The organism is Vibrio comitans (assembly GCA_024346835.1).
Classification (GTDB): Bacteria; Pseudomonadota; Gammaproteobacteria; order Enterobacterales; family Vibrionaceae; genus Vibrio; species Vibrio comitans.
Map to the genome: position 1 here is coordinate 492,101 of AP024866.1, position 16,153 is coordinate 508,253.

Consider the following 16,153-nt stretch of genomic DNA (forward strand, 5'->3'; position numbering starts at 1 on the left):
TTTATTAAGGGAAATAAACAATGACAATCGAAATTAATGTACCTGATATCGGTGCTGATGAGGTTGAAGTAACTGAGATTCTGGTTAACGTTGGCGACAAGGTTGAAGAAGAACAGTCACTGATCACTGTTGAAGGCGACAAGGCCTCAATGGAAGTACCTGCGTCTCAAGCGGGTATCGTTAAAGAAATCAAAGTAGCTGAAGGCGATTCAGTTACTACTGGCTCTTTAATCATGATCTTTGAAGTGGAAGGTGCTGCTGCAGCACCTGCAACTCCAGCAGTTGAAGCGGCGGCACCAGCTGCTGCTCCTGCGGGCGCTTCAGAACTTAAAGAAGTTCACGTACCAGACATCGGCGGTGACGAAGTAGAAGTTACTGAAATCATGGTTGCAGTTGGCGACACAGTTGAAGAAGAGCAATCTCTTCTTACTGTAGAGGGCGACAAAGCATCTATGGAAGTACCGGCACCATTCGCAGGTACAGTTAAAGAAATCAAAGTAGCTTCAGGCGATTCTGTTTCTACTGGTTCTCTAATCATGGTATTTGAGACCGGCGCAAGCGCACCTGCAGCGGCTCCGGCAGCAGCTCAAGCACCTGCTCCTGCGGCGGCACCAGCAGCATCTGCTGTACAAGAAGTTAACGTACCTGATATTGGCGGTGATGAAGTTGAAGTAACTGAAATCATGGTTTCTGTTGGTGATAGCGTTGAAGAAGAGCAGTCACTAATTACTGTAGAAGGCGATAAGGCTTCTATGGAAGTACCGGCACCATTTGCGGGTACGGTTAAAGAAATCAAGATTGCTGAAGGCGATTCAGTAACCACTGGTTCTCTAATCATGGTATTTGAAACGGCTGGCGGCGCAGTAGCAGTTGCACCAGTAGCGGCACCAGCAGCAGCGCCTGCAGCGGCTCCGGCTCCAGCAGCAGCGCCAGCAACTAAGGGTGACTTCCAAGAGAACCACGAGTATGCACACGCATCTCCAGTTGTTCGTCGCCTTGCTCGTGAGTTTGGCGTTAACCTATCTAAGGTTAAAGGTACTGGTCGTAAGAACCGTATCCTGAAAGAAGACGTTCAGAGCTTTGTAAAAGACGCGCTTAAGCGCCTAGAGTCTGGTGCAGCTGCATCTGGCAAAGGCGACGGCAGTGCACTTGGCCTACTACCATGGCCAAAAGTAGACTTCAGCAAGTTTGGTGACACTGAAGTTCAGAAGCTTTCTAAGATCAAGAAGATCTCTGGCGCGAACCTGCACCGTAACTGGGTTATGATCCCGCACGTTACACAGTGGGATAACGCTGATATCACTGAGCTTGAGAAGTTCCGTAAAGAGCAAAACGCATTTGAAGCGAAGAAAGATTCTGGCATCAAGATCACGCCACTTGTGTTTATCTTGAAGGCGGTAGCGAAAGCACTTGAAGAATTCCCTTCATTCAACTCGTCTCTATCTGAAGATGGCGAAAGCATCATTCTTAAGAAGTACGTGAACGTTGGTATCGCAGTAGATACACCAAACGGTCTTGTTGTTCCTGTATTTAAGGACGTAAACAAGAAAGGCATCTACGAGTTGTCTGCTGAACTTGCGGCTATCTCTAAGAAGGCTCGTGCTGGTAAGCTTACAGCTGCGGATATGCAGGGTGGCTGTTTCACTATCTCAAGCCTAGGTGGCATCGGCGGTACAGCATTCACGCCAATCGTGAATGCACCAGAAGTGGGTATCCTTGGTGTATCTAAGTCTGAGATGAAGCCAGTATGGAATGGCAGTGAGTTTACTCCTCGCCTAATGCTTCCATTGTCGCTGTCTTATGACCACCGTGTTATCGATGGTGCAGAAGGTGCACGATTCATTACCTTCTTAAACCAATGCCTAAGCGATATTCGTCGTCTGGTAATGTAAAAAACAGAGCAGCTCGATAGAGCTGCTTTTTGTCGCAAATATTTAACAAAATTTGGCGCGACTTGAGATAAAGTAGTGCCGAATTGTTGTATAGCTCACAGCCTAAATGGAATTAGTTTTCTCTTAGTTTACAAGTTTGTAAACTGGGGCGACGCAAATACCCAATTAGCCTGTTAGGGATAATGACTACAAGAGGTCAAAATGAGCAAAGAAATTAAAGCCCAAGTTGTAGTACTTGGTTCAGGTCCTGCTGGATACTCTGCCGCTTTCCGTTGCGCAGATTTAGGTCTTGAAACTGTACTTGTTGAACGCTACAGCACTCTAGGTGGTGTTTGTCTGAACGTGGGTTGTATCCCATCGAAAGCACTTCTTCACGTTTCTAAAGTTATCGAAGAAGCAAAAGCGATGGCTGAGCACGGTGTTGTATTTGGTGAACCAACAACAGACATCAGCAAAATCCGCATCTGGAAAGAGAAGGTTGTAGACCAACTGACTGGCGGCCTTAACGGCATGGCTAAGATGCGTAAAGTAACTGTTGTAAATGGTTTCGGTAAATTCACTGGCCCTAACACTATCCAAGTGGAAGGCGAAGAATCAACGACTGTTAACTTTGACAACGCAATCATTGCTGCGGGTTCTCGCCCAATCAAACTGCCGTTCATTCCACATGAAGACCCACGTATTTGGGATTCTACGGATGCACTAGAACTGAAAGAAGTACCAGAAAAACTACTTATCATGGGTGGTGGTATCATCGGTCTTGAGATGGGTACGGTATACCACTCTCTAGGTTCTAAAGTTGACGTTGTTGAGATGTTCGATCAAGTTATCCCAGCAGCAGACAAAGACATCGTTAAAGTCTTCACTAAGCGCATTAAAGACAAGTTCAAGCTAATGCTTGAGACTAAAGTGACTGCAGTTGAAGCGAAAGAAGATGGCATCTACGTATCAATGGAAGGCAAAAAAGCACCAGCAGAAGCTGAGCGCTACGATGCTGTTCTTGTTGCTATCGGTCGTGTACCAAATGGTGCACTAATCGACGCTGAAAAAGCGGGTATCGAAGTAGATGAGCGTGGCTTCATCAACGTTGATAAGCAGATGCGTACTAACGTACCACACATTCACGCTATCGGTGACGTTGTTGGCCAACCAATGCTTGCGCACAAAGGTGTGCATGAAGGTCACGTAGCGGCAGAGGTTATCTCTGGTAAGAAACACTACTTTGACCCTAAAGTTATTCCTTCAATTGCTTACACTGAGCCAGAAGTGGCATGGGTAGGTAAGACTGAGAAAGAAGCGAAGGCTGAAGGCATCAACTACGAAGTTTCTACTTTCCCTTGGGCTGCTTCTGGTCGTGCAATCGCATCAGATTGTGCTGACGGTATGACTAAGATGATCTTCGATAAAGATACTCATCGCGTAATCGGTGGTGCTGTTGTTGGTACTAACGGTGGTGAGCTTCTTGGTGAAATCGGTCTAGCTATCGAGATGGGTTGTGATGCGGAAGATATCGCTCTAACTATCCACGCTCACCCAACACTGCATGAGTCTGTTGGTCTAGCAGCTGAAGTATTCGAAGGTTCAATCACTGACCTTCCAAACAAGAAAGCAGTGAAGAAGAAGTAATTTCTTATTTGCTGAACAATGTGTTTGAAAATAAAACCCAGCTTTTTAGCTGGGTTTTTTTTCGGTTTCAAACATTGTTTGTTACAATGCTCGCCCATTTTAAGCTCAACGACTTTTTTGAGCCCACCTTGCCATTCAAATGCAAAAATTTGCGACAGTATGGTACTGGGTGGCTATAGTTGATGCGAGTCCAGTAAACGAGAGAACAGTATGAAACATACCGTAGAAGTGATGATCTCTGAACAAGAGGTTCAAGAACGAGTACAACAGCTTGGTGCATTGATTAATGAGCACTATAAAGATAGTGAAGAGCTAGTTATGGTAGGCCTTCTACGTGGCTCATTTGTATTTATGGCTGACTTGTCTCGCGCAGTTACGGTAAACCACAGTGTTGATTTCATGACAGCCTCTAGCTACGGCAACACCATGGAAAGCTCACGTGATGTGCGTATCTTGAAAGACCTTGATGATGACATCAAAGGCAAGGATGTACTGCTGGTGGAAGACATCATTGATACGGGCAACACACTAAGTAAGGTGTGCGAAATCTTATCTATCCGCGAGCCTAACTCTATTCAAATCGCGACTCTGCTTGATAAACCTTCTCGCCGAGAAGTTAAGGTTGACGTGAAATGGATTGGTTTTGAAATCCCAGATGAATTTGTTGTGGGCGTGGGCATCGATTACGCTCAGAAATATCGTAACTTGCCATACATCGGTAAAGTCGTACCGTTATAATTACTAACATAAGATAAAAAAATACCCGCATAAAGCGGGTATTCATTTTATGAGGGGTAATTAATCCGATTTTAGGATTTTAGCCATAGCTACAGGGAAGTTTGCCTCGAGGGTTTCCTTGCTTGAGCAACGAACACCTAGGTCTTCTAACTTACCATCGCCAATGCCGTAGACAACGCCATGAATCTCAACGTCTTGGCCTCGTTCCCATGCAGATTGCATGATAGTTGAGTGGCCTAAGTTGTAGACTTGTCCTGCTACGTTGATTTCGCAAAGCTTATTTGAACGCTCTTCTTCAGAAAGAACATCAAGGTATTCACGATGCTTTAGGTAGAGGTCGCGAATATGCAACAACCAGTTATTGATAAGGCCTAGTTTAGGGTTATCAATAGAGGCATTAACGCCACCACAACCGTAGTGGCCGCAAATAATAATGTGTTTAACTTTCAACACATCTACGGCATATTGAACAACAGACAAGCAGTTCAAGTCCGTATGTATTACCTGGTTTGCTACGTTTCGGTGAACAAATAGTTCTCCAGAATAAAGCCCTGTAAGGCGTTCTGCTGGAACTCGGCTATCAGAGCATCCTATCCATAGGAAGTCAGGGTTTTGTCCCTGCGCCAATGTAGTAAAGTACTCAGGCTCATCAGCTGTGCGAGATTTTGACCATTTGGAATTATTCTCAAATAACTGTTTAATTTCTGGCATGTTAAGTCCTTTTTTGAATCTTGGGTTACTATACCTAAAATTCGCTCAAATCAAATCGGATTTGTGACAAATAACCACTAAGTATCAAATTCATATGTACGCATTAGAAATAGAAAATCTACGTAAAACTTATAAGGGTGGCTTTGAGGCACTTAAGGGCGTTTCGCTTCGCGTTAAAAAAGGTGACTTCTACGCGTTGCTTGGTCCCAATGGTGCAGGCAAATCCACCACCATTGGTATTATCTCGTCTTTGGTGAATAAAACCTCGGGTGAGGTGACTGTATTTGGACACAACATTAGTAAAGATTTAGAGTTGGCCAAACAGCACTTAGGCTTGGTTCCTCAAGAATTCAACTTCAATATGTTCGAAACAGTAGAGCAAATTGTGTTGCAGCAAGCCGGTTACTACGGTGTTTCACGCGAAGATGCGAAGCACAGAGCAGACAAGTACCTAAAGCAGCTAGATCTATGGGATAAACGCAGTGAGCGAGCTCGAAGCCTTTCTGGTGGTATGAAGCGTCGTTTGATGATTGCTCGCGCTTTAATGCACGAACCAAAGTTGTTGATCCTTGATGAGCCTACCGCGGGTGTCGATATCGAACTGCGTCGCTCAATGTGGGAGTTCTTGCAGAAAATCAACAAGGAAGGGATCACCATTATCCTTACCACCCACTATCTAGAAGAAGCCGAAATGTTGTGTCGCAACATTGGTATCATCAACCGTGGTGAGCTAATCGAAGACACCAGCATGAAGAGCCTGCTTAATAAACTGCAAGTAGAGACGTTTATCCTTGATCTAGAAGAGGGCGTTGAGCCTGCTCAACTTGACGATGTAGTAAGTCAGCACCTTGAGAATGGGTCTTTAGAGATAGAGTTAAAGAAAGAGCAGGGGCTTAACCATGTATTCTCACAGTTAACCGACGCTGGGGTGAAAGTGCTTTCCATGCGCAATAAGGCCAACCGATTAGAAGAGCTCTTTGTGACCATAGTGCGAGATCAAGCAGAGGAACAACAATAATGTACGCGGTGTATTGGACAGCTTTTAAGAGTCTTTTAAGAAAAGAAATCAATCGCTTTACTCGTATCTGGGTGCAAACCCTTGTACCACCGGCGATCACAATGACACTCTACTTTATTATCTTTGGTAGCTTAATTGGTTCTCGTATTGGCCAAATGAACGGCTTTAGCTATATGGAATATATAGTGCCAGGCCTAATTATGATGAGTGTGATTACTAACTCCTATTCTAATGTTGCGTCGTCCTTTTTCAGTGCCAAGTTCCAAAAGAACATTGAAGAGCTATTAGTCGCGCCAGTTCCGACCTATGTCATTATCGCTGGCTTTGTGATGGGCGGTGTCGTTCGTGGCTTGCTAGTGGGAACTATCGTTACCTTCGTATCGCTGTTCTTTGTAGACCTGCAAGTTCAGCATTGGGGAGTGATCATCGCAACCGTCTTCTTGACCTCGGTTGTGTTTGCACTAGGCGGGTTAATTAACGCTGTGTTTGCGGGCACTTTCGATGATATCTCCATCATCCCGACGTTTATTTTGACGCCTTTGACCTACTTGGGCGGCGTGTTTTACTCCATCAGTTTACTACCTGAGTTTTGGCAGGGAGTATCGAAGATCAACCCGATCGTCTACATGGTGAACGCCTTCCGTTATGGCTTCTTGGGTGTCTCTGACGTTGACATTGTCAGTTCGTTTTCAGTACTAGCCATTTTTGTCGTGGTACTTTTTGCTGTGGCTTATAGGTTGGTGGATAAAGGGATTGGTTTGAGAAGTTAATTGAACTTAGAGTACATAGTTAGCAATAAAAAAATGGCAGTTTAACTGCCATTTTTTATGAGTGTAGATTAGCTAAAGATTTGTTGTTATGTATCGCTTCTCTTAACTCACGATAAAACACTCGAACGTGGCAATAATTTCCATATCGTCTGTGTATTCAACGGTTCTGAGTGGTTCTGGGATATTATCTTCTACACAGTACAAGAACTGTTTGTCATGAACCGAGTAGTACTCCATGTATGAAATAGGGCCACCTTTCAGAGTTCTTGCAATAACTAACTGTCCGGAAACTGGTTTCTTATCACTATCAAAGTAAATATGTCCAGCATGGTTCATTTTACCCATTGGACGATTGAGCCAAACCATAAAAATACTTGGCTTGTTGCCTGATGGGCACATAAAGCGTGTAATAGTGTCATCTTCAGATGCTTCAGAAAGAAGAACATCGATACCTCGCTCTGATATTTCATTCAAAGAGAGCAATGGCGCTCCCGATCGTTTCTGACTATCTACCTCGTGATCGCGATTGATTGGCCCCTTTCCTGTTAGTAGCCATTCAACATTACAATCGAGAGTCTTACTTAGTAGTAAGGCGCTATCAGCCATGATGGATTTCTCAGGATGTAGCATGATGTTTGTGATTACAGCTCGGCTTACCCCAGATACCTTCGATAAAGCCAAATTCGATTTAATGTTCAAATCATTCATTCGCTTTTGAATGTTTTTTGCCAGAATAGATTGTTCAGAGGCCATAATTCTTTCTTCTTACCTAAAGTGTCTTGATCACTACACTATGATATTACTCTTAATTTTTAAAATGGGTAGTGCTCGTAACCAATTAATCATGCCTTACTCCTTGTAGAAACAGTATGACCATAGGTTTGAAGCTGAGTAGGGATTAAACGTTGATAGTGGAGTTCTAGGCTGCATCTAAACCCGTTTACTATCAAAATAACTTTAACTAGCAAGCGGGGCTTTATTGAGTGAGATTGTTAACTGCATTGAACAATGGGTAATTGGCTTATTTGTTTTTAGAACTAGTCATTTCGTTTTCTAGAATTTGTTGCAGTGTCTTCAGTAAGGCTAAAGATATTAGTTGCAAGTACTAGGCTGCGAATCTTAATTTCATCATCTATTTTTGCTTGGCTTAAGTGATACTCCATACAACTGTAATCGCCGTTTATGTGTGAGATCACAGCACAAAGCATATGATAAATACCTATATCATCAACTTGAAAATTTGTGAGTGGCGATAGCCCTATATCATCGAGTGTTGAGTTTGAAAGATTAACCGATTGATCTGTGCCCATTCGTGTCAAAGCAAGAAGAGCCATCGACAGATCAAAGTTTTCCCTAAACTGTGCAATTAACTCTCTAGTAAGTTCAAGGTTACTGCTAGCAAGTGAAGCTGCTATAGCCGAAAGCTTCAATAGACGATCACTAAATGAATCCCCAGTAGTCTCCAAGCATCTATCTATTTGCTCAAGAGGATGATGTGTTGCAGTGTTGACAGTCAATTTATTCATTGTTTTAACCTTGTTTTTACTGAGGCGAATATTCATAGACAGTGGTGCTAGTTCCAAACTATATAGGTTTACTATCCATTTTGTTGTCACTTTATCTACATAAATGACTTTATCGCAACTTTATTGGTTGTTGTTTGTGTTTTGTGATGCGTAAGTAGAGCAATGATGAGGTTTACTGTGTAATAGGAGGCAGATTTAATAGGATTTCTTTTGATTTCAGTATTAGTGAGTATCTCTAATTCATAGCGGACTATTATTAGTGAATACGTCGTGTAGTACATTTATTTTAATTAAAATCAATAACTTGAGATTGTTTAGTGTTGTGGGTTCTAGTCTGGAATTAGTGGTAGATCTTTTGGTTTAGACACAACTTTACCATTTGACTTCGATTCAAGCTCTTCAGGATTCCTTCCCTAAAACACTCATCTTGTGAATACAGAATTCACCAGCTCTTCTTCTTATCCCTTTCTATTTTATTTAGCTTCCATGTGCATTTACGAATTGAACGAAACATATTCTTCTTTTCTTGTGGAGGTGATACTTGGCCGTCATATATGATTATATTCACTGATACCTTTGTTTTTAATAGATTTTTATTTCATTGGACTATGTCAATACTTTACCTGTATGAAATAAATCGAATAAATAGCACCTTATTTATTAACTGTATGTTTTTATGGTGAAAAGCTTGGAGAGTTCAAAGTTGGTAAATGAGTTTGCAGTTGTCTAGGGATGAAATATGAATCGTGATTGTTTATATTTGCCGCACTTGTGATTCGATCGATGATTTATTGATTCGTTTTAATCATTTTTGTTTGATTGTTGTGAGTGAGTTCTGCTCAGGTGGTACATAGAGTTCACCTCATAACACAAAGAGGTAATAATCAATGAAAAAAGCAATCTTAGCTACAGTGATAACATCTATGTTCGCTAGTTCAGCGATGGCAGACGTTCTATCCCAAGTAGATAGCAATAAAGCTGCATTCAATGCTCCGGGTGTTCATAACGTGGTTCAAGGTGTTAATAAGAACTACAACACTACTCTAGATAATCGTACTGCTATTTCTAATGTGGGCACTACTGCTATTAAAAACAAAGATGCGATCACTCTAAATACATTAGCTATTGAGTCGCATCGTGAACGCTTAGCAGCATTGGAGGTTCACACAACTGAAAACTCAAACAGTGTTAAAAGTGTTAAAGACGAACTGGCTAATACTCAGGCTGCAGTAGGACACAATACAGCCGAGTTATTTGAGGCTAATGAGCGTATTAGCCAAATTAGTAGTTCAACAAGTTCATTGAAACCACAAGTAGAAATGAATACGCATGATATTGGCGCATTGGCAGATATCGTAGGTGTAGGTACTGGTAGTTCAGGTGTACTAGATAGCATTAAGAAAACACAGAGAACTGCTGAGGATGCTCAGTACTCAGCGAATCAAAATACAACGGATATTGCGGATAACTCGAATCGAATTGGTACTAATCATGGCTTAATTGCTGATAACGCCAAGGAAATTAAAGCCAATATGGACTACACATCGTCGGTCGAGTTGAACACTATGACTAACGCGCAAGATATACAAGCAACTACTGACTATGTAGCGCACGTAGAAGAAAACACAGTAGTAAATGCTCATGACATTCAAGCGAATACAGACTACGTAGCATCTGTTGAAGCAAACACCATCACTAACGCGCAAGATATACAAGCAACTACTGACTATGTAGCGCACGTAGAAGAAAACACAGTAGTAAATGCTCATGACATTCAAGCGAATACAGACTATGTATCATCTGTTGAAGCAAACACCGTCACTAACGCGCAAGATATACAAGCGAATACTGACTATGTAGCTCACGTAGAAGAAAACACAGTAGTAAATGCTCATGATATTCAAGCCAATAAGGTGAATACAACTACTAACTCTAAACGTATTGATACTCAAAACAGCGCTATTGATGCTAACTATGGTCGCACTCGAGCTAACCAAGCACACATAGCTGATAATTCAAATCGCATAGCGCAAAACGAATCAGATATTGCTCAAAACAAAACTGATATCCAAGATCTACGCTCGGCATTTGAAGAGCAGGCTAAAGTGATGGATGGTGCTATGGCCCAAGGTATTGCAACTAGCTCATTAGTTATGCCTTACAACGTTGGCAAGATCTCTACTACTGTGGCACTAGGTCACTCAGGCGAAGCAAACGCAATCGCTGGTGGTGTAGGTGTTCGCTTTACTGAGAACTTCACTGCTCGCTCTAACATCGCATACGATACAGGTTCTGAGAATGTTTCTATCGGTGCAGGTGTTGGTTACGAGTGGTAATTAACTGATATTTTGTTAGTCCTTCGCCCATAAGGAAGTGGGCATTTTTTGTCTAAATTTAGGTAATAGATTATGAAAAACTTAACTATCGCTTTACTAGCAGTATTCGCATTTGCAGCCAATGCTTCTGACACAGGCAACTACCGTGACGCACAGAACGATGTGCATCCTGTATTCCACTACGATAATCATGTAGCACGTACACCAACAACAGCTATTCCATCAATAAGCCGTGGTTCTAAATAGACTGCCCTTACGGTCACAAGGAAGTGGTTTTGTTTATATCCAAAATTAGGTAACAAACTATGCAAAACTACGATTCATATTCAGAAGTTGAAAAAGCTTCAAAACTACTCACTGTTAAACAAGCAGCATACGTTCGTGCAGCAACACGCATTGCCCTACGTGTAGAACAAGATGAAACAGATTTAGAGATCCTTAACAACGAAGATAAGGTTGCCATTAATTACGCTGTATCACGTATGTCAGTAACCAACGGTTACTTTATGAGTCGCGGTCCACTGCCATTGCCAGAAGGTGGGTTTAACGAACTTAACCTACGCCCATTTGCCGAACTAAACGTTGCCGATGAAATCAGCTACCACTTAGCATGTATGGCTGTATCAATCATCAATCAAGGGTGGGCATGTTTCCAAGCGCATGGTCAGCAATTACTACGTGACTTTGATATGCCTAGTAAGACTTTGGATGAAGCAGTAAGACTAGTGAATCATGTTCGCGCGGTATCAATGACAGCTCATCTATTAGAGGTTAAATAATCAAAGCTCTGCGTTTAGCCTTAGTAGCAGTAGCTTAATTGGTAGACTTTAGTGTTGGTTACCAGTGGTAATCAAGCTTGTTAGCCAATACATATCTGAAAAAATAAAAAGCGACAGTTGGAATACCAACTGCCGCTTTACTATGTGTAAAAGGTCTATTTAGCTTAACTGAATGATTTTGTTATCGATTAAGCGAACAGAGCCTAAAAATGCCGCCATTAAAATTACCGCGTTTCTTGTTTCATTAGTGATGTCTTGCAAAGTATCCGCATCGCGGATAAAGAGCTCATCCGGTGTCATGCTCACTTCTTTGATACGCTGTTCACCAAATGAAATTACCGCCTTAGAGTCCAATGGATCAAGCAGTAAACGATCTGCCATTTCATGCATGATAGTTGCGATAGCGGGTGCGATTTTACGCTCTTCTTCAGTAAGACGGTTGTTACGAGAACTCATGGCAAGGCCATCTTGTTCACGAACGGTTGGTACTGGCATTATCTCGATATCCATAGCGAGGTCTTCAACCATTTGGCGAATAACAGCCACTTGTTGGAAGTCTTTTTCACCAAAGCAGGCGACATCAGGGCTTACCAAGTTAAACAGCTTAGTAACTATGGTTGCTACGCCACGAAAGTGTCCTGGTCGAGATGCGCCCTCAAGCATGTTGGATAGCAAAGGCACTTCGACGAAAGTTTGTTTGTCTAAGCCCTTTGGATACATGATTTCGGGTGTTGGCGTGAAAACAAGCTCTGTACCCAAACCCTCAAGTAAAGCAATATCTTGCTCTAATGTGCGAGGATAATTCTGCAGGTCGTCTGGATTACCAAACTGCATTGGGTTTACAAAGATGCTCACTACCACAACATCGGCTAATTCCTTTGCTTTGCGAACCAGTGTTAGGTGGCCTTCATGTAGGTTACCCATAGTTGGAACAAAGCCAATGGTTTTTCCAGCCTGTTTGTAGCTACGAATCTGCTCGCGAAGCTGAACGGTATTTTCAATCGTAAGCATGTTCACTCCTAAGCTATCGTATGATCTGGACCTGGGAATGCACCACTTTCTACATCTTCAATGTACTTAGTGACTGCTGAACGCATGTCGCCCGTTTCTGCTAGGAAGTTCTTTGAGAATTTAGGCATGTAGTTAGCCGAAATTCCGAACATGTCGTGCATAACTAGAATTTGGCCATCAGTCACATTACCTGTGCCGATACCAATTACAGGTACGCTCAACGCTTTAGTGATGCGCTCTGCAAGCTCTGCAGGAATGCATTCTAGTAGGATGATTTGTGCACCTGCTGCTTGAAGCTCTAGTGCATCTTTAACCATTTGGTCTGCTTGTTCTTGCTCGCGACCTTGAACCTTAAAGCCACCAAAGATATTGACAGATTGTGGCGTTAATCCTAAGTGAGCACACACAGGCACAGCACGCTCGGTAAGCATGCGCACTGTTTCAGCTAGCCAAGAGCCACCCTCTAGTTTGACCATATTGGCACCGGCTTGCATCAGCTTTGCTGCTTCTAGGCAGGCTTGCTCTGGCGTTGCGTAACTCATGAATGGCATGTCAGCCATAAGCAGGCTATTTGGGCTACCTGCACGCACACAGCGAGTGTGATAAGCGACGTCTTCAACGGTAACAGGGAGAGTATCTGGCTTGCCCTGAAGTACCATTCCTAACGAGTCGCCAACCAGAAGCACTGGCATCTCTTGTTGTTCGAATAGTTGAGCAAAGCTTGCGTCATAAGCGGTTGAAGAAGCAAATTTACGACCTTCTTCTTTAAGCTTCATTAGCGTGTTGATAGTTACTTTTTTCATTTCTATGCCTTTTACTGGAAGCTGGACTCAGTTACTTGTCCCACACCTGCAAGCCATTTCTGTCCACGGACTGGATCAGTTTGCACAGTGCACTTCCGTCGGGAAGTATTAAATTTGGTTCGATTTCGAGAAGAGGATAAAGCACAAACTCTCGTTCCCGCATGCCGTAATGAGGCACCACTAAGCGTGGTAGGTCGATGGTTTCATCGCCATAAAGGATAATGTCGAGATCAAGAGTTCTAGGTCCCCAGCGCTCCTCTTTGCGCACACGTCCCTGCTCATTCTCTATCTTCTGGGTGTTATCAAGAAGCTCAAGAGGTTGCAGTTCAGTTTCGATTTTGACTACAGCATTGATGTAATCAGGTTGGTTTTGAGGACCCATAGGCGTACTGCTATACAGTGATGACGCCTCGATAACACGGCTATTAGGAAGATCTTTAAGGCTCTCGATCGCAAGTTTTGCTTGAGCGACAGGATCGCCAAGATTACTTCCTACTGCAATATACGCATTAATCATGAATTGGTTTTCTTTGGTTTTTTCTTTGCAGGGCGACGGCGACGTCCACTCCCTGATTTACCACCACTCGCTAGGTCATTCACCATAGCTTGGCGCATGTTTCGGCCAGAGTGCTGGAAGGTATGCCACCATTGAGCAAGCTTTTGAGTTTCGCCTTGTTCAACTTCGCCACGCATCTCTAAGAAATCAAACCCTGCACGGAATTTATTTAGCTCAAGTAGGCGGAAGGCTCTCTTGCCAGAGCGGCGCTCTAGACGAGATTGCAGTTGCCATACTTCTCTGATAGTTGCGGTATGGCGACGTGGAATAGCTGTGCTGCGAACCTGTTCGTCAAGAATATGATTGCCAGCAGTCATCATGGCATCGTATTCGCTCATGCCTTGCTCTGCCATAAGGCGTGCAGCATAGGCTTCAAGCGGATACCACAACATAGCGGCGAACATGAATGCAGGATTGACTCGCTTGCCCTCAGCAATGCGTTGGTCTGTCGATTCCAGTACCAACTCAATCATTAGCTCAGTCTTTGAGTTTTCGTCTTCGGTAAATAGCTCAGCCACTTGTGGGAACAAATGCTCAAACAAGCCAAATTCACGCAGAAGATCATAGGTGTCTAAACCGTGGCCAGATTGAAGTAATTTGAGAGATTCTTCATACAAACGAGCCGCAGGAATACCTTGAAGCAAAGGTGCAAGATAGTTGATTGGATTGGCTGTTTCGTAGCTAATATCCATGTCTAACTTGGACGCAAAACGGATGGCGCGAAGCATACGAACAGGGTCTTCGCGATAGCGAACCTCTGCATCACCGATAAGGCGAACCATACCTTCGTTTAGGTCCTGCATGCCATTGGCATAGTCATGGATAGAGTAATCTGCAATGTTGTAATACATAGCATTGATAGTGAAATCGCGACGCTCAGCATCTTCGTCTATGCTGCCGTAGACGTTATCACGCAGTAGCATACCTTCATCAGATTGAACCGAAGTTTGCTTTTCAGGCTGTTGATGATGGCCTCTAAACGTTGCTACTTCAATTATGTCTCGGCCAAAGATGATGTGTGCCAGTCTAAAGCGACGGCCAATCAAGCGGCAGTTACGAAATAGTTGTTTGATTTGCTCTGGAGTCGCATTGGTAGCGATATCAAAGTCTTTAGGCGATTTCCCTAACAGAAGGTCGCGAACACCACCACCTACTAAAAACGCATCGTACCCAGCTTTTTGTAATCGATACAATACCTTGAGCGCATTCTCACTGATATGCTCTCTAGAGATATTGTGTTTGTCTCTTGGGTAGACAGTAAGGTCTATTTTCCCAACTGAGTTATTGGTATCGAAATCAGATGTCATCGAGTTTGTCGGTTTCTTTTTTAGTAGGAACGAGAGCGCAATAGCTAGTGTTGCACCCAATAAAGGTTTGGTCTGAATCAGCTTCAAATCCGCGCATATAATAGCCTAGCTGACGCGATTTGAGAACAAGGTTGTGATTTGAGTCTCTTCTGGAAGCTGAGTTAACTGCCAATGTTCAACTCCCCAGGCGATGATTTCATCAATTTTGGCAGAATCTAGACTTTTTGGCAGAGAAAACCCCAAGAAACGCATTGCTTGAAGCAAGGTTGGAATAGGGTTCTCCATGCAAATACCTTCTGCATGGTTTTGCTTAGAGAGCTTGGCTCCATTCTCAGTCACAGCTAGTGGCAAGTGCAGATACTGTATGGGTGTTTGCCCAAGCGTCTTATACAAACCAATTTGTCGTCCTGTGGGTTCGATGAGATCGGCGCCACGCACTACCTCCGTAACACCTTGCTCAATATCGTCAATCACAACCGCAAGGTTATACGCATATAAGCCATCGCGGCGTTTAATGATGAAGTCTTCTTCGGCAATCGCTTGAGGAATAGCGATCCTTCCATGCTTTAGGTCGATAAACTCTGTGATTGGGGTATCAACTTTAATCCGGACGGCACAATCCTCAGCAGGAAGGTGTAGATCTCTACAGTGGCCTAGGTAATACCCGCCATCGGCTTTGATTTGCTTGCGAGTACATTGGCAATAGTAGGCTTTTTGCTCTGCTAGCCACTGTTCTATCTGCGATTGATATATAGGGTGTCGCTGGCTTTGATACACAACCTCACCATCCCAGAAGAGGTGATACGCTTCTAGGGTTTTGAGGATAAGATCGGCTGCGCCTGGCATTTCTCTTGGTGGATCAAGATCTTCCATGCGCACCAACCAAGCTCCTTGCTGGCTTTTAGCTTGGAAATAGCTACCCAGTGCGGCGACGAGTGAGCCGAAATGCAATGGGCCGGAAGGGGAAGGGGCAAAACGTCCTACGTAATCCATACAAACACTTATGATTGATACCAACCGTACTAATTAACTGGTCATTCTAACTTGTTAAAATGCTCGATAATGGCGTTAGAATTTTAG

At 43.3% G+C, this 16,153-nt stretch carries 16 protein-coding genes; 8 read left to right on the forward strand and 8 right to left on the reverse strand.

All coding sequences use genetic code 11. The features are described from left to right. The first annotated feature begins 20 nt into the window (after nucleotides 1-20). From aceF to hpt, 3 genes are all read left to right on the forward strand, one after another. Nucleotides 21-1,892, forward strand: a complete 1,872-nt coding sequence (aceF, locus tag OCU46_RS02405) for a pyruvate dehydrogenase complex dihydrolipoyllysine-residue acetyltransferase (protein WP_141269781.1) — start codon at nucleotides 21-23, stop codon at nucleotides 1,890-1,892. 201 nt (nucleotides 1,893-2,093) lie between these two features. Next, nucleotides 2,094-3,518, forward strand: a complete 1,425-nt coding sequence (gene lpdA, locus OCU46_RS02410) for a dihydrolipoyl dehydrogenase (protein WP_141269779.1) — start codon at nucleotides 2,094-2,096, stop codon at nucleotides 3,516-3,518. A 210-nt stretch (nucleotides 3,519-3,728) separates the two neighbouring features. After that, nucleotides 3,729-4,256: a hypoxanthine phosphoribosyltransferase gene (hpt, locus tag OCU46_RS02415; RefSeq protein ID WP_017032769.1), complete on the forward strand. Its 528-nt coding sequence runs from the start codon at nucleotides 3,729-3,731 to the stop codon at nucleotides 4,254-4,256. A gap of 60 nt (nucleotides 4,257-4,316) precedes the next feature. Here hpt and can read toward each other — a convergent pair whose 3' ends face one another. Continuing rightward, a complete protein-coding gene (can, locus tag OCU46_RS02420) occupies nucleotides 4,317-4,967 on the reverse strand; it encodes a carbonate dehydratase (protein ID WP_141269777.1) in 651 nt (216 codons plus the stop codon). A 94-nt stretch (nucleotides 4,968-5,061) separates the two neighbouring features. Here can and OCU46_RS02425 point away from each other — a divergent pair, with 94 nt between their 5' ends. After that, entirely contained in the window at nucleotides 5,062-5,985 is a 924-nt protein-coding gene (locus tag OCU46_RS02425) for an ABC transporter ATP-binding protein (protein WP_141269775.1), read from the forward strand. Further along, complete coding sequence (locus OCU46_RS02430) at nucleotides 5,985-6,755, forward strand: ABC transporter permease (protein ID WP_141269773.1); 771 nt, start codon at nucleotides 5,985-5,987, stop codon at nucleotides 6,753-6,755. Before OCU46_RS02425 ends, OCU46_RS02430 begins: the two co-directional genes overlap by 1 nt. Before the next feature lie 102 nt (nucleotides 6,756-6,857). On the opposite strand, the gene OCU46_RS02435 is transcribed toward OCU46_RS02430, so the two are convergent. Continuing rightward, a complete protein-coding gene (locus OCU46_RS02435; RefSeq protein WP_141269770.1) occupies nucleotides 6,858-7,508 on the reverse strand; it encodes a bacteriophage CI repressor in 651 nt (216 codons plus the stop codon). Between the two features lie 284 nt (nucleotides 7,509-7,792). After that, nucleotides 7,793-8,281, reverse strand: coding sequence for a hypothetical protein (locus OCU46_RS02440; RefSeq protein WP_141269768.1), 489 nt, complete (start codon nucleotides 8,279-8,281; stop codon nucleotides 7,793-7,795). Between the two features lie 887 nt (nucleotides 8,282-9,168). Here OCU46_RS02440 and OCU46_RS02445 point away from each other — a divergent pair. The 3 genes from OCU46_RS02445 to OCU46_RS02455 all read left to right on the forward strand — a co-directional run bounded on the left by OCU46_RS02445 (nucleotide 9,169) and on the right by OCU46_RS02455 (nucleotide 11,396). Then, entirely contained in the window at nucleotides 9,169-10,617 is a 1,449-nt protein-coding gene (locus OCU46_RS02445; RefSeq protein WP_141269766.1) for a YadA C-terminal domain-containing protein, read from the forward strand. Between the two features lie 72 nt (nucleotides 10,618-10,689). Then, the gene (locus OCU46_RS02450) at nucleotides 10,690-10,863 is read left to right on the forward strand and encodes a hypothetical protein (RefSeq protein ID WP_167495338.1); all 174 of its coding nucleotides are present in this window, start codon (nucleotides 10,690-10,692) and stop codon (nucleotides 10,861-10,863) included. A 59-nt stretch (nucleotides 10,864-10,922) separates the two neighbouring features. Beyond that, nucleotides 10,923-11,396, forward strand: coding sequence for a hypothetical protein (locus tag OCU46_RS02455; RefSeq protein WP_141269764.1), 474 nt, complete (start codon nucleotides 10,923-10,925; stop codon nucleotides 11,394-11,396). Between the two features lie 159 nt (nucleotides 11,397-11,555). Here OCU46_RS02455 and panC read toward each other — a convergent pair whose 3' ends face one another. The 5 genes from panC to gluQRS all read right to left on the reverse strand — a co-directional run bounded on the left by panC (nucleotide 11,556) and on the right by gluQRS (nucleotide 16,066). Next, the gene (gene panC / locus OCU46_RS02460) at nucleotides 11,556-12,407 is read right to left on the reverse strand and encodes a pantoate--beta-alanine ligase (RefSeq protein WP_141269762.1); all 852 of its coding nucleotides are present in this window, start codon (nucleotides 12,405-12,407) and stop codon (nucleotides 11,556-11,558) included. An 8-nt stretch (nucleotides 12,408-12,415) separates the two neighbouring features. Continuing rightward, on the reverse strand, nucleotides 12,416-13,210 hold the full coding sequence (gene panB / locus OCU46_RS02465; RefSeq protein ID WP_141269760.1) for a 3-methyl-2-oxobutanoate hydroxymethyltransferase: 795 nt from the start codon (nucleotides 13,208-13,210) through the stop codon (nucleotides 12,416-12,418). A gap of 31 nt (nucleotides 13,211-13,241) precedes the next feature. Continuing rightward, nucleotides 13,242-13,727, reverse strand: a complete 486-nt coding sequence (folK, locus tag OCU46_RS02470) for a 2-amino-4-hydroxy-6-hydroxymethyldihydropteridine diphosphokinase (RefSeq protein WP_141269758.1) — start codon at nucleotides 13,725-13,727, stop codon at nucleotides 13,242-13,244. Then, complete coding sequence (gene pcnB / locus OCU46_RS02475; protein ID WP_141269850.1) at nucleotides 13,724-15,073, reverse strand: polynucleotide adenylyltransferase PcnB; 1,350 nt, start codon at nucleotides 15,071-15,073, stop codon at nucleotides 13,724-13,726. Before pcnB ends, folK begins: the two co-directional genes overlap by 4 nt. A 105-nt stretch (nucleotides 15,074-15,178) precedes the next feature. Next, nucleotides 15,179-16,066, reverse strand: a complete 888-nt coding sequence (gene gluQRS / locus OCU46_RS02480; RefSeq protein WP_141269756.1) for a tRNA glutamyl-Q(34) synthetase GluQRS — start codon at nucleotides 16,064-16,066, stop codon at nucleotides 15,179-15,181. Nucleotides 16,067-16,153: the final 87 nt, after the last annotated feature.

Bases quoted from the DNA above. Each gene is read 5' to 3' on its own strand.
- OCU46_RS02435 (WP_141269770.1), bottom strand. From the start codon at position 7,508: ATGGCCTCTGAACAATCTATTCTGGCAAAAAACATTCAAAAGCGAATG.
- OCU46_RS02445 (WP_141269766.1), top strand. From the start codon at position 9,169: ATGAAAAAAGCAATCTTAGCTACAGTGATAACATCTATGTTCGCTAGT.
- OCU46_RS02430 (WP_141269773.1), top strand. From the start codon at position 5,985: ATGTACGCGGTGTATTGGACAGCTTTTAAGAGTCTTTTAAGAAAAGAA.
- OCU46_RS02425 (WP_141269775.1), top strand. From the start codon at position 5,062: ATGTACGCATTAGAAATAGAAAATCTACGTAAAACTTATAAGGGTGGC.
- aceF (WP_141269781.1), top strand. From the start codon at position 21: ATGACAATCGAAATTAATGTACCTGATATCGGTGCTGATGAGGTTGAA.
- panC (WP_141269762.1), bottom strand. From the start codon at position 12,407: ATGCTTACGATTGAAAATACCGTTCAGCTTCGCGAGCAGATTCGTAGC.
- OCU46_RS02450 (WP_167495338.1), top strand. From the start codon at position 10,690: ATGAAAAACTTAACTATCGCTTTACTAGCAGTATTCGCATTTGCAGCC.
- folK (WP_141269758.1), bottom strand. From the start codon at position 13,727: ATGATTAATGCGTATATTGCAGTAGGAAGTAATCTTGGCGATCCTGTC.
- can (WP_141269777.1), bottom strand. From the start codon at position 4,967: ATGCCAGAAATTAAACAGTTATTTGAGAATAATTCCAAATGGTCAAAA.
- OCU46_RS02440 (WP_141269768.1), bottom strand. From the start codon at position 8,281: ATGAATAAATTGACTGTCAACACTGCAACACATCATCCTCTTGAGCAA.
- OCU46_RS02455 (WP_141269764.1), top strand. From the start codon at position 10,923: ATGCAAAACTACGATTCATATTCAGAAGTTGAAAAAGCTTCAAAACTA.
- pcnB (WP_141269850.1), bottom strand. From the start codon at position 15,073: ATGACATCTGATTTCGATACCAATAACTCAGTTGGGAAAATAGACCTT.
- panB (WP_141269760.1), bottom strand. From the start codon at position 13,210: ATGAAAAAAGTAACTATCAACACGCTAATGAAGCTTAAAGAAGAAGGT.
- gluQRS (WP_141269756.1), bottom strand. From the start codon at position 16,066: ATGGATTACGTAGGACGTTTTGCCCCTTCCCCTTCCGGCCCATTGCAT.
- lpdA (WP_141269779.1), top strand. From the start codon at position 2,094: ATGAGCAAAGAAATTAAAGCCCAAGTTGTAGTACTTGGTTCAGGTCCT.
- hpt (WP_017032769.1), top strand. From the start codon at position 3,729: ATGAAACATACCGTAGAAGTGATGATCTCTGAACAAGAGGTTCAAGAA.